Source organism: Citrobacter sp. Cb041 (genome assembly GCF_030336655.1).
Lineage (GTDB): Bacteria > Pseudomonadota > Gammaproteobacteria > Enterobacterales > Enterobacteriaceae > Citrobacter > Citrobacter braakii.
This window is the reverse complement of sequence record NZ_JAOWDD010000040.1, coordinates 1-19104: the sequence shown is the minus strand read 5'-3', so window position 1 is coordinate 19104 and position 19104 is coordinate 1. Positions and strand designations below refer to the sequence as shown.

Below are 19104 nucleotides of genomic sequence, written 5' to 3'. Positions count from 1 at the left end.
CCATCCGGCAAACGGACATTTCAGGGATACAATACCGCGGGAATTCATCATGACAATAAACAACCACTCCGGCGTACAGCTGCGTATTCGCGGTAAGGTACAGGGCGTCGGATTTCGCCCCTACGTCTGGCAACTGGCGCAGCGGTTACAGCTACATGGCGATGTGTGTAACGACGGTGACGGTGTGGTTGTGCGTATACAGGAAGATCCGGCAGAGTTTATTGCGCAACTGCATCAACACTGCCCGCCGCTGGCGCGCATTGACAGCGTTGAGAGCGAACCGTTCGCCTGGACGCAGCCGCCTGCCGATTTCTCGATTCGGCAAAGTGCTGGCGGAACGATGAATACGCAAATCGTTCCGGATGCCGCGACCTGTCCAGAATGTCTGGTTGAAATGAACACCCCCGGTGAACGCCGCTATCGTTATCCCTTTATCAACTGCACCCACTGTGGCCCGCGCTTTACGATTATCCGCGCCATGCCCTACGATCGCCCGTTTACCGTGATGGCGTCATTCCCACTCTGTGCGCAATGCGATAAAGAGTATCGTGATCCGTACGACCGTCGCTTCCATGCCCAGCCCGTTGCCTGTCCGGCATGCGGTCCCCACCTCGAATGGTTTAGCGCGGGTGAGCGGGCGGAGAAAGAAGAGGCGTTGCAGGCGGCAGTATCGCGCCTGAAAGCGGGCGGTATTGTGGCTGTTAAAGGGATTGGTGGGTTTCATCTGGTGTGCGATGCACGAAATGATGACGCCGTAGCGCTGCTCAGGCTGCGCAAACACCGTCCGGCAAAACCTCTGGCAGTGATGCTGCCCGGTGATGACGGACTGCCTGAACCCGCTCGTCGTTTGCTGACAACCCCAGCCGCGCCGATCGTGTTGGTGCAGAAACGCTATATCGCAGCATTGAGCGAGGGCATTGCGCCAGGGTTAACGGAAGTGGGCGTCATGCTGCCAGCGAATCCGTTGCAGCATTTGCTCTTACAAGAGATGAATTGTCCGTTGGTAATGACCTCCGGCAATCTCAGCGGCAGACCGCCCGCTATTACCAACGCGCAGGCGCTGGAAGATTTACACGAAATTGCCGATGGTTTCCTGCTGCATAACCGCGAAATTGTGCAGCGGATGGATGACTCTGTGGTACGCGACAGTGGGGAGATGCTGCGTCGTTCACGGGGTTACGTGCCGGATGCGGTGGCGCTGCCGCCAGGATTTCACGACGTGCCGTCGATGCTTTGCCTGGGCGCAGATCTGAAAAATACCTTCTGCCTGGTGCGTGGTGAACAGGCGGTTATCAGCCAGCATTTGGGCGATCTCAGCGATGACGGCATTCAGCAGCAGTGGCGTGATGCGCTGCGCCTGATCCAGAACATTTATGACTTTTCGCCGCAGCGTATCGTGCATGATGCACACCCTGGTTATGTTTCCAGCCAGTGGGCCAGCGAAATGAATCTGCCAACCGAAACGGTGCTGCATCACCATGCGCATGCCGCTGCGTGTCTGGCCGAGCACGGCTGGTCGCTCGATGGTGGTGACGTGATTGCTCTGACGTTAGACGGTATCGGCATGGGGGAAAACGGCGCGCTGTGGGGGGGAGAGTGTTTGCGGGTCAACTATCGTGAATGCGATCACCTTGGCGGCTTGCCAGCGGTAGCGCTGGCGGGGGGCGATCTGGCGGCAAAACAGCCGTGGCGCAATTTGCTCGCGCAGTGCCTGCGTTTTGTTCCTGACTGGCAGCGCTACCCGGAAACATCGGTGCTGCAACATCAAAACTGGAACGTGCTGGCGCGCGCCATTGAGCGGGAGATTAACGCACCGCTGGCGTCATCGTGCGGACGGCTGTTTGATGCCGTTGCCGCCGCGCTTCAATGTGCGCCGGAATCGCTGAGTTATGAAGGTGAGGCGGCCTGCGCGCTGGAGGCGATGGCATCGCAATGTGCTGGCGTTGAGCACCCTGTCACGGTGCCGCTTGATGGCAATCAGCTGGACTTAGCGGTTTTTTGGCAGCAATGGCTGACCTGGCAGGCCAAACCTGCCGAAAGAGCGTGGGCGTTTCACGACGCGCTGGCGCGTGGGTTTGCTACCCTGATGCGTTTGCAGGCCGAAGAGCGGGGGATTAAGACGCTGGTATTCAGCGGAGGTGTGATGCATAACCGCTTATTGTCAGCCCGGCTGGCGTTTTATCTGCATGATTTTACCTTACTGTTCCCACAGCGTTTACCGGCGGGCGACGGCGGGTTGTCGTTGGGGCAGGGCGTGATTGCCGCGGCGCGGGCGTTGGCGCAAAAATAAAAAAAGCCCCGGGACTGGCGGGGCAAGAACTACAGGTCGGGGCATACCGACAAGTGGCAACGCACATCCATGTGCGTGAGGTTAATAAATCAAGCAACGGTATCCTGTACTTACACGGGCAGCGTTTTCAGCAGCGCAAAGGCCTCTTTCATGCGGTCTTCGCTGACGACAAAGGCACATAGCTGGCCTGCGTCGTTCATCCCTCTGGCCACCATCCCTTGCGCTTCGGCGGCAATATGCCAGTTCAGATCGCGGCGCTGGGTTTCCCCAGCCAGATGCAAAGGTAATTCCGGCGTTTTGACTTTTACCAGCATGGCAGGCAACTTCAATGGTGCATTGCCGCCGAGCAGGTTTTTCGCCAGATACATGGCGCTCAGCTGAATCGGTTGCAGGAACGGGAGTACCTGACCGTTAATTTCCGCACAGTCGCCGAGAGCATAAATGTCCGGGTGGCTGGTTTGCAGGTAGCTGTCGACGCAGACTCCACGATTGATGTTCAATCCGGCGCGACGCGCCAGCGCGGTTTCAGGGCGCAGACCCGTAGCGGCGATCACCGCATCGACTTCTACGCTGCGGCTACGATCGAGCGTGGCGCGAATCCCCGACTCCGTTTTCTCCAGCCCCTGAAGCTGCGATTTCAGCAGCAGGTGTACGCCCATATCGGTCAGACGATGCTGTAAGCGACTGCTTACTTCTGGCGGCATCAGCGAAGCCAGAATGCTGGCGGCGTTGTCGATAAGCGTCACCGCTTTACCAGCACGACAAAAATCCATCGCCAGTTCGCTGCCAATCAAGCCGCCGCCGACAATCAGCACCCGTTGGGCGTCACGCAGTTGTGTTTCACAGGCGCGATACTCTTGTTGGCTGTTCAGTGTGAGCATTAACTCACGTCCGGTAATCGGCGGTACGAAGGCAGATGCTCCCGTCGCCAGCACCAGTTTGTCGTATGGCCACTGTTGCTCCTGGCTTTTCACTACGTGAGTATCGGCATCGATGTCGGTTACCCAGGTGTGCGGGAAGAGGCGCAAATTAAACTGTTCGGCAAACTCCCCCGCCGACTGGCGGGTGAGGTCGTCTGCACGTTGCGACTGACTGATAACATGGCTGAGATCGGGCTTGTTGTACTCATCCATACTGTCCGCAGCAATCAGGGTCAGCGGGACATTTGCATCCTGCTTACGGATATTTTTGACTAACTGGCGGGCGGCGAAGCCCGAACCAATAATGACAATTCCGCGGCTCATTTTGCCTCCGATGCCAGTACGTCAAAGACGTCTTTACCTAATGAACATTCCGGGCACAGGAAGTTATCCGGCACGTCGCTCCACGGTGTTCCCGGCGCGACATCCTGCAGCGGTTCACCTTTTGCCGGGTCGTAAATCCACTGGCATACGCTGCACTGCATGCTTGGACCAAGATCAGCGGCAGCCGCAGCGGCACAGGCGCACTCTTCCTCTTTGGTTGCCGTTTTGACGATTGTTTCCGGCAGCGGAGCAAGCGCCCACTGACGTGCGATTTCACGGCCATGCTGGCGACACAGTTCCAGCGCGTCCAGATCCGGACGCCATTTCGCTTTCAGACTTAGCGACATCTCGAAACCGGCATCCTGCAAGCGTGTGGACAAACGGTCTACCGCACCGCCGCTCCAGCCGTGTGAACCAAAGGCGCTGGCGCGTTTGTTACGAAAACGCAGGCCGGTCATCTCTTCTACCAGACCGGCGATTTTTGGCATCATTACGTTGTTCATCGTTGAAGTACCAACCAGCACGCCTTTAGAGCGGAAGACGTTAGTCAGGACTTCGTTTTTGTCGCTACGGGCGACGTTAAAGATTTTCACCGCCACGTTCGGGTCAACTTCGTTGATGCCCTGGGCAATGGCGTCCGCCATCATGCGGGTGTTGTTGGACATGGTGTCGTAGAAAATGGTGATACGGTCTTCCTGATAGTCAGCCGCCCATTTCAGATACATTTCAACGATTTGTGTCGGGTTGTCGCGCCATACCACGCCGTGGGAAGTGGCAATCATATCCACCGGCAGGTTGAAGCCGAGAATCTCAGTGATTTTCGGTGTAACCAGACGGCTGAACGGCGTCAGGATGTTGGCGTAGTAACGCTGGCACTGTTCGAACAGTTCGGTCTGGTCAACTTCGTCGTTAAACAGACGTTCATCACAGTAGTGCTGGCCGAAGGCATCGTTACTGAACAGCACCGCATCGCCGGTCATGTAGGTCATCATGCTGTCAGGCCAGTGCAGCATCGGTGTTTCAACGAAGATCAGCTGCTTACCGTTGCCAATGTCCAGCGAGTCGCCGGTTTTCACCACGTTGAAGTTCCACTCCGGGTGGTGGTGGTGCCCGTTGATAGAGTCAATAGCGTTGGCTGTGCAGTAAATTGGCGTGTCCGGGATGCAGGACATCAGTTCAGTCAGCGCACCGGCATGGTCCTCTTCCGCGTGGTTAATGATGATGTAGTCGATATCTGCCAGGTCAATTTCACTGCGCAGGTTCTGCACGAATTCACGGCTAAACTTGTGGTCTACTGTATCGATCAGGACATTTTTTTCTTCACGGATGAGATAGCTGTTGTAGCTGCTACCGCGCAGCGTTTTATATTCAGTCCCGTGGAAATCACGAACTTCCCAGTCACGTTGGCCAACCCAATGAATGTTATTTTTAACCAGAATAGACATAGCAACCTCAGTAATTAATTCAGCGTTTTTCTAAAAAAGATGTTTTGCTTATTGCATGTTGCGTGCCAACTTTTTATTTTGTTGATTTTAAAGGGTTTGTTTTTTAATGCCTATAAGGTGGTAGTCAAAATGACTATTCATTTTATTGTCAATATGACAATATGAATTGTCAAAATGACAATGAGGTCGTCATGAGTTTTTCCGTAGACGTGCTGGCGGGTATCGCCATTGAATTACAAAGCGGTATTGGACATCAGGACCGTTTTCAACGCCTGATAACCACATTGCGTCAGGTGCTGGAGTGCGACGCGTCGGCATTGCTGCGCTATGAGTCGCGACAGTTTATTCCGCTGGCGATCGATGGGCTGGCGCAGGACGTTCTCGGCAGGCGCTTTACCCTGGAAGGGCATCCTCGTCTGGAGGCGATTGCCCGCGCCGGGGACGTGGTTCGTTTCCCTGCCGACAGCGATTTGCCAGACCCTTACGATGGGCTGATTCCGGGCCAGGAGAGCCTGAAGGTACACGCCTGCATTGGCTTACCGCTGTTCGCTGGTCAAAATCTGATTGGCGCGTTAACGCTGGATGGCATGGAGCCCGATCAATTCGACGTTTTCAGCGATGAAGAACTTAGGCTGATTGCCGCGCTGGCGGCGGGCGCGCTGAGCAATGCGCTGCTGATTGAACAACTGGAAAGCCAGAATATGTTGCCGGGCTCGTCGACGGCCTTCGAGCAGGTGACTGAAACCCAAATGATTGGCCTGTCGCCCAATATGCTGCAGTTGAAAAAAGAGATTGAGATTGTGGCGGGATCCGATCTCAACGTACTGATTAGCGGCGAAACGGGGACCGGGAAGGAGCTGGTAGCTAAGGCTATCCATGAAGGTTCGCCGCGCGCGGTGAATCCGCTGGTGTATCTGAACTGCGCGGCGTTGCCGGAAACCGTAGCGGAAAGTGAGCTGTTTGGTCACGTAAAAGGCGCCTTTACCGGGGCTATCAGCAATCGTAGCGGTAAGTTTGAAATGGCTGACAATGGGACGCTGTTTCTCGATGAGATTGGCGAGCTCTCGCTGGCGTTACAGGCTAAGTTGCTACGTGTGTTGCAGTACGGCGATATTCAGCGTGTGGGTGACGATCGCAGCCTGCGCGTGGATGTTCGGGTGCTGGCGGCAACGAACCGTGATTTACGGGAAGAGGTGCTGGCCGGGAATTTCCGTGCGGATTTGTTCCACCGTCTGAGCGTCTTTCCCCTTTCCGTACCGCCCCTTCGTGAACGCGGCGAAGATGTGGTACTGCTGGCCGGTTATTTTTGCGAACAATGTCGGCTGCGGCTGGGACTTTCCCGCGTGGTGTTAAGTCCCGGCGCGCGTAGCCATCTGTTGAATTATGGCTGGCCCGGGAACGTGCGTGAGCTGGAACATGCCATTCACCGGGCGGTTGTTCTGGCAAGGGCCACCAGGGCAGGGGATGAAGTGGTGCTTGAGGCGCAGCATTTTGCCCTGCAGGATGAAACCCCGGCTCCCCAGGCAGAGGTTGTTGCGGAGATCCCGCAGCATCGCAACCTGCGTGAGGCAACGGAGTCATTCCAGCGGGAGATGATCCGCCGGGCGTTGGCGCAAAATAATCACAGTTGGGCGGCAAGTGCGCGGGCGCTGGAAACAGACGTCGCCAACCTGCACCGGCTGGCGAAACGTCTGGGGCTGAAGGATTAGAGAATACCTGCCTGATAGAAATCCTGCAGGTTGATAGCACCGGTGAGTTTACCGTTTTCATCTACCACCGGTGCGGCAGTGATTTTGCGCTTCATCAGGATCTCTTTGGCGTCAATGGCGCGGCTCTGCGCCTGCAGCGTAATGCCATTATGGGTCATTGCTTCGCTAACCTGAGTGGTGAGCGCTCCGCCGCCAACCAGCCAGCGGCGCAGGTCGCCGTCGGTAAAGACGCCTTTCACCAGCGACTCGTCGTCGCAGACTGCCACCAGGCCAAGACCCGTACGGCTTAGTTCCAGCATCGCGTCCATGACGCTGGTGGTGAGCGTCACCTGCGGAATGGCATCGTCACGGCGCATCAGATGATGCACTTTATTTAACAGACGAGCGCCCAGCGCACCCGCCGGATGCGAGCGGGCAAAATCTTCTTCGTTAAAGCCGCGCGCCTGCATCACGGCGATTGCCAATGCGTCGCCCATCATCAGAGTGTTCACGGTGCTGGAAGTCGGTGCCAGGCGCATCGGACAGGCTTCACGCTCAACGGAAATATCCAGCACGGCTTTGGCTGCCAGACCCAGCGGTGAGGTCGGTTTTCCGGTCATTGCCAGCAGAGCGACGGACTTGTCTTCCAGGCGCGGAATGATGAGATCCAGTTCTTTTGCGCCGCCGGAGTAGGAAATAAACAGCATGACATCACGGCTTTCAATCATCCCTAAGTCGCCATGCAGCGCTTCAGCCGGATGCATAAAAAAGGCGGGCGTGCCGGTACTGGCGAGGGTCGCGGCTATTTTTTTGCCAATATGGCCTGATTTGCCAATCCCGGAGACAATCACTTTGCCTTCGCAGTGGATGATAGTATTGGCGGCGCGGACAAAATCATCGCCCAGTCGTTCAGGCAGTCGGCTGGCTTCCTGTAGCTCCAGCATTAACGTCTGACGGCCCGCGTTCAGTAGTGCATCACTCATTGGTTTCTCCGGTTATGATCACTTCAATCCCTTTTGCTTCCAGCGCCTGACGAAACGCAGGGTCGATACCCGCATCGGTAATCAGCTTGTCGACGCTTTCCAGACTGCACACAACATTGGGGCTTTTGCGCCCAAATTTTGACGAGTCAGCCATCAGAATCACTTCGCGAGCGGCATTGCACATCGCTTTACTGACGCTAAACACCTCATTAAAGGTGGTCACGCCGGCATTGAGGTCAATGCCGTCGGTGCCCATGAAGAGTTTATCAAAGCTGAACTGCTCAAAGGCGTTTTCTGCCAGCTGACCGTGAAATGACGCAGATTTTTTGCGAAAGGTCCCGCCGGGCATCAGGATAGTTTGCTCGTTGTCCAGCTCTGAAAGGGCGTTAACAATGTGCAGACTGTTGGTCATGACGGTGATGTTGCTAAAGCGGGTGAGCATCGGCACCATCTGCAATACGGTGCTGCCCGCATCCAGAATAATCGAGTCGCCATCGTGAATAAAACGGACGGCGGCTTCGGCAATCTGCTCTTTTTTATGCGTATTGATTAGCGTTTTGTGATCGATTGGCGGGTCGGATTCATCTTTATTTAATACCACGCCGCCATAGGTACGAATGACGGTTCCGGCATTCTCCAGAATGACCAGGTCTTTGCGAATGGTCGTGCCGGTTGTGTCAAAGTAGTGGGCCAGTTCTTCAACCGAGCATTTCCCCTGCTTTTGCAGGTGCTCCAGTATGGCTGCCTGTCGCTGACGAGGTTTCATAGGCGTGATTACCCTGACTTAATAGGTTGCAAAATGATAATTTCGCAAGCTATTAGCATTCACAACGAAATTACCCATGTTTCAGTTTAAGCGCCAATGATAGTGCATTCTGCGCTAACGGATCATGGGGAAAGATCACATCAGGCTGTAAATCATCAAGATGTTTGCCCATTATCGTGGCAATTTTACCGGGCCTGGCAAATACAGTAAGACCTTTCATAAATAACGAATCGGTAACCCGCTGCTGCTCATCCAGCGCGATGGCGACCACCACGCGGGGTTTAAACCGTCCACCGGAACGACCTACGCCAACCCGACCCCGCTGGCAGAGTTGATCAAACGCCCGGTTAAAGCGGGATATTTGCCAGCCGCCGAGCGCCAGTTGCAGGCACCAGGCGATAGCAGCGACGGTAATCAGTGCGGAAACCATAATGTGCTCCTTTGATTTTGCCGGATGGCGGCTGTGCCTTATCCGACCAGGTGTGTGTAGGCCCGGTAAGCGCAGCGCCACCGGGCAATCATGTTTCTTAGAACATCACCTGACCACCGGTCACGTTAATGGACTGACCGGTGCAGTAAGAGGCTTTCGGGCTGGCGTAAAACAGCAGCATGTTCAGCACGTCCTGATAATCGCAGCCGCGCTTAAGCGGAACCTTATCAATGTAGTACTGCTCGACTTCGTCTGGCTTAAGGCCAAGCTTGGTCGCATATTGCGGTAATAATGACTGAAACATCGGTGATTTCAGCAGATTGCCGAGCATCAGTGAATGCACGGTGATCCCGTACTCTGCCAGATCCAGCGCCAGCGACTGGGTTAAACCTACGCCGCCAAATTTTGCCGCGCTATAGCCTGAGTTGTGTTTACTGCCCACTTTCCCTGATTTGGAGTTGATCTGGATAATGCGTCCCTGGACGCCATCGCGGATCATCAGGCGTGAAAATTCACGTGCGCAGAGGAAGTAGCCGACCAGATTCACCTGCAGCGAGCGGTCGAAATCCCCAAGCTGAAAGTCGCTGATAAACGCGGCTTTTGCGATACCCGCGCTGTAAACCAGCAGATCGACGCGGCCAAATATTTCATCCACTCCGCGCGACAGCGCCAGCACACTTTGTTCGCTGGTGGCATCAGCGCCAAAACCGTAGGCGGTGCCTTCGCCAAACTCGGCGTTAATTTCCTGCGCGACGTTGGCGGCTTTATCGCTTTGGATATCCACCACCGCGACGCGGTACCCTTCTGTCGCAAGCCCACGGCAAAGGAATGCCCCCAGGGTCTGGCCTCCACCAATGACAACGGCAACCTGATTCATCTTTATCTCCTTCAATCTTAAGCAATAAACTTCAAAATACAGCCCGGTGCGATACCGTCCGGTACGGGGCCCGCAACGTGTACGGTGCCGGGAAATTCCGCTTCACTCAGTCCGTCAAAGCGCAGAGTGATATGCCCCAGTTCACGTAAGTTTTGTTCCGCCACGCTGCCAACGGCTGTGACCGGGTAGCGATGCTGGCTTAGCTCAAATTGGATCCCAGCCTGCAAAGAGCCGTTCAGCTCCCCATGGCAATGGATGAAGCAAAATTCTTCGATATCCGCAGGCGCGCCTTCACGAAAGGTAATTAGCATCTGGTCGCAGAGTGCATCCGGGGCGCTCTGGCCGATGCGGGTGATGGTGGTTTCATAAATCACGGTCATTTTTGAGTGCCTCTTATTGGTAAATAAAGCCGGAAACAAACCAGGCGATGAGAACGGTCGGTGCGCCGGTCAGAAAACGACTCACCAGTACGGATGGCACACCGACGCGGACCGTGTCCTGGCGCGCTTCGGCTAGCGACAATCCGACTGGAATAAAGTCGCATGCCGCCTGAGCGTTAATGGCGAACAAGGCAGGTAGCGCCAGATGCGGAGGAATGTTCCCCAAACCAATCTGTACGCCGATCAGGACGCCGATAACCTGGGCGATGACCGCACCAGGGCCGAGGAAAGGGGACAGCAGCGGGAAAGAGCAGATCAGCGCCAGGGTTACCAGCCCCAGCGGATGGCTGGCCAGCGGTGCGAGTCCATGGGCAATCCAGTCCCCCAGGCCAGACGCCATAATGATGCCGATCAGCGCCGAGACGAACGCCATAAACGGCAGAATGGTTTTCAGGACGGTATCGATAGTGTCTCGCCCGGCCTGAAACAGAACCGCAACGGCTGAACCCATTCCCATGCCGACTTTTGCCAACAGACCGTCGCTTTGTTCGGTAATTTTCTTGCTGGTGTCGTACTCGCGACCCATCGTGCTGTTTGCAGGCGTTGGCGCAGCGGATGCTTCACCGATAACGGTAATGTTTTCTTCTTTCACGCCAGAGACATAGATATCTTCGATAATATATTGGGCCAGCGGACCGGATTTACCCGTCGCGTGAATATTCACTGTTGGTATACGGCGTTTTGGATAGATCCCGCAGCGCAGCGTGCCGCCGCAGTCGATGATCGCCACGCCAATTTCGTTCTCTGGCGGCTCGCCTTCTTTGAAGCCATCAACGGCCTGCCAACCTGTCAGGCTGGCTATCCTGTCGACTATTGCGGGGCGAGTCCCTGCGGTGATATAGACAATTTTCTTGCCTGGCACGGCATCCAGTTCAAGCGGGCCGCCCCAGCCGCCGGTGCCTTTTTCAATACGAATACGCGTCATGATGCTGCTCCCGCCAGATGTACTTTCTGCTCAAGTTGAATGCCCATTTTTTTCTCAAAGATGGTGGTGGTGAAATCGGTCACCCAGCCGCGGAAGAAGTTGGTCACCAGGCCGACCAGCAAATAGCTCACCGCCAGCGGGCCGAGCGGAAGACCCAGCGTAGTCAGTCCGCTGGCGATCCCCAGATAGACGAACAGCTCACCGGGGTTGATGTGGGGAAATAAGCCGTTCATTGAATGGCAGCTGTAAGAGGCGGCTGCGTAGTAGCTGGGCTTGAACTTTTCCGGCATAAAGCGGCCCAGGCTCAGCGTCATAGGATTACAAAACACAAATGTGCCGATGCACGGCAGCAGTAGATAGCGGGACAGCGGGTTTCCGGCGCAGCGCTGGGCAAAACGTTCAATACGTTGCTGACCGATAAAGTTAATCAGCGCATTCATGATGACCAGCAGACTGATCAGCAGAGGCAGAATACCGGTCACCATGCCGGTAAACACCTCTCCGCCTTTCTGGAACAATCCGATAAACCACTCAGCACCGAGTGTGATGGTGTCGATCATTATTCTCTCCTGTAGGGGTTTTAGTTATCTTGCCAAACGGTAACTAATTTTAATCAGATCGAAAGATTTAAAAGTGTTATTTTGATCGCAAAATGAAAGATAAATATTTTAATTTGAAAGATTGTGCGTGAGAACGCGCAAATGTGCCGGTCAGGAGTGCAAGAGGGGGGAAATTCTGTGAAGGAGAGCGACTACTGCTTCCTTGTGTGGCGGAGGATGCTTTACCATACTTCTCCCAGGCTGAATTTGTTTAATGGATGTCTCATGTTCAAGCGTCGTTATGTAGCGTTACTTCCCCTTTTTGTATTGCTTGCTGCTTGTAGCAGCAAACCTAAACCTTCAGAGACTCAAACGACTACGGGTACGCCATCCGGCGGCTTCCTGCTTGAGCCACAGCACAATGTCATGCAAACGGGCGGCGATTTTGCCAATAATCCGAACGCGCAGCAGTTCATCGAGAAAATGGTGAGCAAGCACGGCTTTGACCGCCAGCAGCTGCAGGAGATCCTGTCGCAGGCCAAGCGTCTGGACTCGGTATTGCGTTTGATGGACCGCCAGGCGCCGACGACTCAACCGCCAGCCGGACCTAACGGTGCATGGCTGCGGTATCGTAAACAGTTCATCACTCCGGATAACGTACAAAACGGTGTGGCCTTCTGGAACCAATATGAAGATGCGCTGAACCGTGCATGGCAGGTCTACGGCGTACCGCCGGAAATTATCGTTGGCATTATTGGCGTAGAGACTCGCTGGGGCCGCGTGATGGGTAAAACGCGGATTCTGGATGCGCTGGCGACGTTGTCGTTTAACTATCCTCGTCGTGCGGAATACTTCTCTGGTGAACTGGAAACCTTCCTGCTGATGGCGCGAGATGAAAGCGACGATCCGCTCGATTTGAAAGGTTCTTTCGCAGGGGCGATGGGCTACGGCCAATTTATGCCATCTTCCTATAAACAATATGCCGTTGATTTCAATGGCGATGGGCACATTAACCTGTGGGATCCGGTTGATGCTATCGGTAGCGTGGCGAACTATTTCAAAGGCCACGGCTGGGTAAAAGGCGATACGGTCGCGGTTCCGGCGAATGGCCAGGCGCCTGGGCTGGCGAACGGCTTTAAAACCCAGTACAGCATTTCTCAGCTTGCCGCCGCAGGCCTGACGCCGCAGCAGTCGTTGGGGAATCATCAGCAGGCCAGCCTGCTGCGACTGGATATCGGTACCGGTTATCAGTATTGGTATGGACTGCCGAACTTCTACACCATCACCCGCTATAACCACAGTACCCACTATGCAATGGCCGTGTGGCAATTGGGTCAGGCGGTCGCGCTGGCGCGCGTGCAGTAATCATTTGTTATCGGTCTACAGGGGCAATCCCTTGTAGACCGAATAGACTATCCTGGTGCGTTATCCGGTACTCTTTTGAATGCGGTTTATCTATTTTCTGAATGCCCCTCGTAAAATTGTCTCCTCATCCCCATCTTGGTTATGAAAGTGCTATCTTGTCCGGCATATTTTTTTAACTGACAGAGGCTGAAATGACCGACAGTGAACTGATGCAGTTAAGCGAGCAGGTTGGCCTGGCGTTGAAAGCGCGCGGAGCAACCGTGACGACGGCGGAATCCTGCACCGGCGGCTGGGTAGCTAAAGCAATTACGGATATTGCCGGCAGCTCCGCCTGGTTTGAACGCGGGTTTGTGACCTACAGCAATGAAGCCAAAGCGCAGATGATTGGCGTGCGCGAAGAGACGCTGGTCCAGCATGGGGCGGTGAGCGAACCTGTGGTGGTGGAGATGGCGATTGGCGCGCTAAAAGCGGCCCGCGCGCATTTCGCTGTTTCGATTAGCGGCATTGCGGGGCCAGATGGCGGCAGTGAAGAAAAGCCCGTGGGGACGGTATGGTTCGCTTTTGCCAGCGCGAGCGGCGAGGGGATTACTCGCCGGGAATGCTTCAGCGGCGATCGCGATGCGGTACGTCGACAGGCGACCGCCTACGCGTTACAAACCCTGTGGCAACAATTTCTACAAAACACTTGATACTGTATGAGCATACAGTATAATTGCCCCAACAGAACATTATCTATCACGTTTCGCGGTTTAACCCGAAAGCGGCATGACAGGAGTAATTAATGGCTATCGACGAAAACAAACAGAAAGCGTTGGCGGCAGCGCTGGGTCAGATCGAAAAGCAATTCGGTAAAGGCTCCATCATGCGCCTGGGTGAAGACCGTTCCATGGATGTGGAAACCATCTCCACTGGTTCGCTTTCTCTGGATATCGCATTGGGCGCGGGCGGTTTGCCAATGGGCCGTATCGTTGAAATCTACGGGCCTGAATCTTCCGGTAAAACGACGCTGACCCTGCAGGTTATTGCTGCCGCACAGCGCGAAGGTAAAACCTGTGCGTTCATCGATGCTGAACACGCGCTGGATCCCGTCTATGCGCGCAAGCTTGGCGTTGATATCGACAACCTGCTGTGCTCTCAGCCTGATACCGGTGAACAAGCGCTGGAAATCTGTGATGCGCTGGCGCGCTCCGGTGCGGTTGACGTTATCGTTGTCGACTCCGTTGCCGCATTGACGCCGAAGGCAGAAATCGAAGGCGAGATTGGTGACTCTCACATGGGCCTTGCGGCACGTATGATGAGCCAGGCCATGCGTAAGCTGGCCGGTAACCTGAAGCAGTCCAACACGCTACTGATTTTCATCAACCAGATCCGTATGAAGATTGGCGTTATGTTCGGTAACCCGGAAACCACCACCGGTGGTAACGCCCTGAAATTCTATGCTTCTGTTCGCCTGGATATCCGTCGTATTGGCGCGGTGAAAGAAGGCGACAACGTGGTTGGTAGCGAAACCCGTGTTAAGGTCGTGAAAAACAAAATTGCAGCGCCGTTCAAACAGGCTGAATTCCAGATTCTTTACGGTGAAGGTATCAACTTCTACGGCGAACTGGTCGATTTGGGCGTGAAAGAGAAGCTGATTGAAAAAGCCGGTGCATGGTACAGCTACAACGGTGAGAAAATTGGTCAGGGTAAAGCGAATGCCACTAACTGGCTGAAGGAAAACCCGGCAACTGCGAAGGAAATTGAGAAGAAAGTACGTGAGTTACTGCTCAATAACCCGGATTCAAAACCAGACTTCTCTGTTGATGACAGCGGTGAAGATGTAAAAGAAACGAACGAAGATTTCTGATAATCTGACGTTATCGCACATAGAAGGGCTGCATACCATGCAGCCCTTTTCCATTTCTGAAGGCTCACTATGACAGAAGCAACTTCCCGCCGCTCCGCTTATTCCCGACTTCTTGACCGCGCTGTACGTATACTGGCGATGCGCGATCACAGCGAGCAGGAACTGCGGCGTAAGCTGGCCGCTCCGGTGATGGGAAAAAATGGACCGGAAGACATTGATGCAACGCCGGAGGATTACGACAAGGTCATCGCCTGGTGTATTGAAAGTCGTTATCTGGATGATGACCGCTTTGTTCAGCAGTTTATCTCCAGCCGTAGCCGTAAAGGTTATGGACCCGCGCGTGTGCGTCAGGAATTAAACCAAAAAGGGATTTCGCGGGAAGCCGTTGAACGAGCCATGCGCGAGTGCGAAATTGACTGGGCAGCACTTGCGCGCGCGCAGGCCATTCGTAAATACGGAGAACCTTTACCTGTAGATTTTTCAGATAAGGTAAAGGTCCAGCGCTTTTTGCTCTACCGTGGCTATCTGATGGAAGATATTCAGGCAATATGGCGAAATTTTGACGATTGAGCGCATACGGGATTTTACTTCCCAGTAAAGAAAACTTATCTTATTCCCACTTTTCGATTGCCAGAGGCGCAGTTTACGTGCCGATGCTGGTAATGACATTTCGTTAGCTTGATTTCTTCAGGATAATTATGAGCAAGAGCACCGCTGAGATCCGTCAGGCGTTTCTCGATTTTTTCCATAGTAAAGGACATCAGGTAGTTGCCAGCAGCTCCCTGGTACCGAACAATGACCCTACTTTGTTGTTTACCAACGCCGGGATGAACCAGTTCAAGGATGTGTTCCTTGGCCTCGACAAGCGTAATTATTCCCGCGCAACCACCTCGCAGCGTTGCGTGCGTGCGGGCGGTAAGCACAACGACCTGGAAAACGTCGGTTACACTGCACGTCACCATACTTTCTTCGAAATGCTGGGCAACTTCAGCTTCGGCGATTATTTCAAACATGATGCTATTCAATACGCATGGGAACTGCTGACCGGTGAAAACTGGTTTGCCCTGCCAAAAGAGCGTCTGTGGGTCACCGTCTATGAAACTGACGATGAAGCCTATGAAATCTGGGAAAAAGAAGTCGGCATTCCGCGCGAACGTATCATCCGTATCGGTGATAACAAAGGCGCGGCTTATGCTTCCGACAACTTCTGGCAGATGGGTGATACCGGCCCTTGCGGTCCGTGCACCGAAATTTTCTACGACCACGGCGACCATATTTGGGGTGGCCCTCCGGGAAGCGCAGAAGAAGATGGCGATCGCTACATTGAGATCTGGAACATCGTCTTCATGCAGTTCAACCGTCAGGCTGACGGTACCATGGAACCGCTGCCGAAGCCGTCCGTGGATACCGGTATGGGCCTTGAGCGTATTGCGGCCGTGCTGCAACACGTTAACTCCAACTATGAAATCGACCTGTTCCGTTCACTGATTGAGTCCGTGGCGAAAGTCACCGGCGCGACCGATCTGAGCAACAAGTCGCTGCGTGTTATCGCTGACCATATCCGCTCCTGTGCATTCCTGATTGCCGATGGCGTTGTCCCGTCGAATGAAAACCGTGGTTATGTGCTGCGTCGTATCATTCGTCGCGCGGTACGTCATGGCAACATGCTGGGCGCGAAGGATACCTTCTTCTACAAGCTGGTTGGTCCGCTGGTGGACGTCATGGGCTCCGCAGGTGAAGAACTGAAGCGTCAGCAGGCTATGGTTGAGCAGGTTCTGAAAACCGAAGAAGAGCAGTTTGCGCGTACACTGGAGCGTGGTCTGGCGCTGCTGGATGAAGAACTGGCAAAACTGTCCGGTGATACACTGGATGGCGAAACCGCATTCCGTCTGTATGACACCTACGGTTTCCCGGTTGACCTGACGGCGGACGTTTGCCGCGAGCGCAACATTAAGGTTGACGAAGCGGGCTTTGAAGCTGCAATGGAAGAACAGCGCCGTCGCGCGCGTGAAGCCAGCGGCTTTGGCGCAGACTACAATGCGATGATTCGTGTTGATGGCGCCTCTGAATTTAAAGGCTACGAACACCTGGAACTGAACGGCAAAGTGACCGCGCTGTTTGTTGATGGTAAAGCGGTAGACGCAATTAACGCAGGTCAGGACGCAGTTGTCGTACTGGATCAGACTCCGTTCTATGCGGAATCTGGTGGTCAGGTTGGCGACAAGGGTGAACTGAAAGGCGCAGGCTTCGCGTTTGCCGTGAGCGACACGCAGAAATATGGCCAGGCCATTGGTCACATCGGTAAGCTGTCTGCGGGTTCTCTGAAAATTGGCGATGCAGTACAGGCTGATGTTGATGAAGCTCGTCGTGCGCGCATTCGCTTGAACCACTCCGCAACGCACCTGATGCACGCGGCGCTGCGCCAGGTACTGGGCACGCATGTGGCACAGAAAGGCTCGTTGGTTAACGATAAAGTGCTGCGCTTCGACTTCTCTCATACTGAAGCTATGAAGCCTGCTGAAATCCGTGCCGTTGAAGATCTGGTGAATGCGCAAATTCGTCGCAATCTGCCGATTGAAACGAACATCATGGATCTCGAAGCGGCGAAAGCCAAAGGCGCAATGGCGCTGTTTGGCGAGAAATATGACGACCACGTGCGTGTTCTGAGCATGGGTGATTTCTCTACCGAACTGTGTGGTGGTACTCATGCCAGCCGTACGGGTGATATCGGTCTGTTCCGTATTGTGTCTGAGTCAGGCACTGCGGCGGGCGTTCGTCGTATCGAAGCTGTGACCGGTGAAGGCGCTATCCAAACCGTGCATGCTGAGAGCGATCGCTTAAGCGATATTGCGCAGCTGCTGAAAGGCGATAGCCAGAATATTGGTGACAAAGTTCGTTCCGTGCTGGAGCGTACGCGTCAACTCGAAAAAGAATTGCAGCAATTGAAGGAACAGGCTGCGGCGCAGGAGAGTGCAAATCTCTCCAGCAAAGCGGTTGATATCAATGGCGTGAAGCTGCTGGTCAGCGAACTCGCGGACGTTGAGCCGAAAATGTTGCGTACCATGGTTGATGATCTGAAAAATCAACTGGGGTCTACCGTTATCGTTCTGGCAACGGTAGTGGAAGGTAAGGTTTCTCTGATTGCGGGTGTGTCTAAGGACGTGACAGATCGCGTGAAAGCAGGGGAACTGGTTGGAATGGTCGCTCAGCAGGTAGGCGGTAAGGGTGGTGGTCGTCCGGACATGGCGCAAGCCGGTGGTACGGATGCTGCGGCTCTGCCAGCAGCGTTAGCCAGTGTGAAAGGCTGGGTCAGCGCAAAACTGTAATAATTATAAGCGTAAGTCGACGCTGCGGACTTCAATCCGCAGCGTTTGTATCAACGCTATCGACAACGATAAAGTCAGGTTGAAGTTGTGTATATCGGCTAAACTTAGGTTTAACAGAATGTGATGCCGTGACTGCTTACACTTAGGTGTTTGTCATCGCTTACTTTTTGGCGTTATATGATGGATAATGCCGGGATACAGAGAGACCCGACTCTTTTAATCTTTCAAGGAGCAAAGAATGCTGATTCTGACTCGTCGAGTTGGTGAGACCCTCATGATAGGCGATGAGGTCACCGTGACAGTTTTAGGGGTGAAGGGCAACCAGGTGCGCATTGGCGTAAACGCCCCGAAAGAAGTTTCTGTCCATCGTGAAGAGATCTACCAGCGTATCCAGGCTGAAAAATCCCAGCAGTCCAGTTACTAAGGTTTTCGCGTCTCACCTTTCTGGTGAGGCGCAACCTGATTGAATTGTCCCTTTTCTTCTCTTCTCTTTTCTTCTTCGTCTTCCTCATTTTTTCGATTCTCATCCGCGCATTGCCTTTCCCTGCGATTTTTCCGTTTGTTCATTGCCTCAGGAAATTGCCAATTTATCTGTTGATAAAACACTCTTTTTGCCGTTTTTGCAGACTAATTGCGCGTGAAATGTGCAAACGATAAAAGCGCTGGAAAAATTGTTTGACTTATAAGTCCCAGAAAGTAATATGTGCGCCACGCAGCGACGATGAGCAGAAACAAGTTCTTCGAAGCACTCGCAAGAGGCGTGTTGGTGAGGTGGCCGAGAGGCTGAAGGCGCTCCCCTGCTAAGGGAGTATGCGGTCAAAAGCTGCATCCGGGGTTCGAATCCCCGCCTCACCGCCATTTGCATCCGTAGCTCAGCTGGATAGAGTACTCGGCTACGAACCGAGCGGTCGGAGGTTCGAATCCTCCCGGATGCACCATC

Annotated in this window: 17 protein-coding genes and 2 tRNA genes; 10 read left to right on the top strand and 9 right to left on the bottom strand. The window is 54.2% G+C overall.

The features are described from left to right. The first annotated feature begins 49 nt into the window (after positions 1–49). Positions 50–2290 carry a carbamoyltransferase HypF gene (hypF, locus tag OGV52_RS15555; RefSeq protein WP_287108746.1) on the top strand — a complete coding sequence of 747 codons (2241 nt, stop codon included), beginning with the start codon at positions 50–52 and terminating at the stop codon, positions 2288–2290. A gap of 110 nt (positions 2291–2400) precedes the next feature. On the opposite strand, the gene norW is transcribed toward hypF, so the two are convergent. Together norW and norV are read right to left on the bottom strand one after the other, a co-directional pair. Further along, positions 2401–3534: an NADH:flavorubredoxin reductase NorW gene (gene norW / locus OGV52_RS15550; RefSeq protein ID WP_181636357.1), complete on the bottom strand. Its 1134-nt coding sequence runs from the start codon at positions 3532–3534 to the stop codon at positions 2401–2403. Continuing rightward, entirely contained in the window at positions 3531–4979 is a 1449-nt protein-coding gene (norV, locus tag OGV52_RS15545) for an anaerobic nitric oxide reductase flavorubredoxin (protein ID WP_287108745.1), read from the bottom strand. The genes norW and norV overlap by 4 nt, the downstream gene beginning before the upstream one ends. A gap of 191 nt (positions 4980–5170) precedes the next feature. On the opposite strand from norV, the gene norR reads away from it, so the two are divergent. Then, the gene (norR, locus tag OGV52_RS15540) at positions 5171–6688 is read left to right on the top strand and encodes a nitric oxide reductase transcriptional regulator NorR (RefSeq protein WP_047499449.1); all 1518 of its coding nucleotides are present in this window, start codon (positions 5171–5173) and stop codon (positions 6686–6688) included. On the opposite strand, the gene gutQ is transcribed toward norR, so the two are convergent. The 7 genes from gutQ to srlA form a co-directional block, all read right to left on the bottom strand. After that, positions 6685–7650, bottom strand: coding sequence for an arabinose-5-phosphate isomerase GutQ (gene gutQ, locus OGV52_RS15535; RefSeq protein WP_287108744.1), 966 nt, complete (start codon positions 7648–7650; stop codon positions 6685–6687). The genes norR and gutQ overlap by 4 nt on opposite strands. Beyond that, entirely contained in the window at positions 7643–8416 is a 774-nt protein-coding gene (gene srlR / locus OGV52_RS15530; protein WP_003037350.1) for a glucitol operon DNA-binding transcriptional repressor SrlR, read from the bottom strand. The genes gutQ and srlR overlap by 8 nt, the downstream gene beginning before the upstream one ends. 70 nt (positions 8417–8486) lie before the next feature. Next, on the bottom strand, positions 8487–8846 hold the full coding sequence (gutM, locus tag OGV52_RS15525) for a transcriptional regulator GutM (RefSeq protein WP_016154172.1): 360 nt from the start codon (positions 8844–8846) through the stop codon (positions 8487–8489). 97 nt (positions 8847–8943) lie between these two features. Next, entirely contained in the window at positions 8944–9723 is a 780-nt protein-coding gene (gene srlD / locus OGV52_RS15520) for a sorbitol-6-phosphate dehydrogenase (RefSeq protein ID WP_003037345.1), read from the bottom strand. Between the two features lie 17 nt (positions 9724–9740). Further along, complete coding sequence (gene srlB, locus OGV52_RS15515; protein WP_053389534.1) at positions 9741–10103, bottom strand: PTS glucitol/sorbitol transporter subunit IIA; 363 nt, start codon at positions 10101–10103, stop codon at positions 9741–9743. A gap of 13 nt (positions 10104–10116) precedes the next feature. After that, positions 10117–11088 carry a PTS glucitol/sorbitol transporter subunit IIB gene (gene srlE, locus OGV52_RS15510; protein WP_016154170.1) on the bottom strand — a complete coding sequence of 324 codons (972 nt, stop codon included), beginning with the start codon at positions 11086–11088 and terminating at the stop codon, positions 10117–10119. Next, on the bottom strand, positions 11085–11648 hold the full coding sequence (gene srlA / locus OGV52_RS15505) for a PTS glucitol/sorbitol transporter subunit IIC (RefSeq protein WP_016154169.1): 564 nt from the start codon (positions 11646–11648) through the stop codon (positions 11085–11087). The genes srlE and srlA overlap by 4 nt, the downstream gene beginning before the upstream one ends. Positions 11649–11912: 264 nt before the next feature. On the opposite strand from srlA, the gene mltB reads away from it, so the two are divergent. From mltB to OGV52_RS15465, 8 genes are all read left to right on the top strand, one after another. Beyond that, positions 11913–12992 carry a lytic murein transglycosylase B gene (gene mltB / locus OGV52_RS15500; protein WP_279265543.1) on the top strand — a complete coding sequence of 360 codons (1080 nt, stop codon included), beginning with the start codon at positions 11913–11915 and terminating at the stop codon, positions 12990–12992. Positions 12993–13183: 191 nt separating this feature from the next. Further along, positions 13184–13681, top strand: coding sequence for a nicotinamide-nucleotide amidase (pncC, locus tag OGV52_RS15495; RefSeq protein WP_016154167.1), 498 nt, complete (start codon positions 13184–13186; stop codon positions 13679–13681). 92 nt (positions 13682–13773) lie between these two features. After that, on the top strand, positions 13774–14838 hold the full coding sequence (recA, locus tag OGV52_RS15490) for a recombinase RecA (protein WP_016154166.1): 1065 nt from the start codon (positions 13774–13776) through the stop codon (positions 14836–14838). A gap of 69 nt (positions 14839–14907) precedes the next feature. Then, the gene (gene recX / locus OGV52_RS15485) at positions 14908–15408 is read left to right on the top strand and encodes a recombination regulator RecX (protein WP_016154165.1); all 501 of its coding nucleotides are present in this window, start codon (positions 14908–14910) and stop codon (positions 15406–15408) included. Between the two features lie 128 nt (positions 15409–15536). Next, positions 15537–18164, top strand: coding sequence for an alanine--tRNA ligase (alaS, locus tag OGV52_RS15480; RefSeq protein ID WP_016157306.1), 2628 nt, complete (start codon positions 15537–15539; stop codon positions 18162–18164). 238 nt (positions 18165–18402) lie between these two features. Next, positions 18403–18588, top strand: coding sequence for a carbon storage regulator CsrA (gene csrA / locus OGV52_RS15475; protein ID WP_000906486.1), 186 nt, complete (start codon positions 18403–18405; stop codon positions 18586–18588). A gap of 341 nt (positions 18589–18929) precedes the next feature. Beyond that, positions 18930–19022: transfer RNA gene (locus OGV52_RS15470), tRNA-Ser, on the top strand. A 3-nt stretch (positions 19023–19025) separates the two neighbouring features. Next, a tRNA-Arg gene (locus OGV52_RS15465) sits at positions 19026–19102 on the top strand. Positions 19103–19104 lie beyond the last annotated feature (2 nt).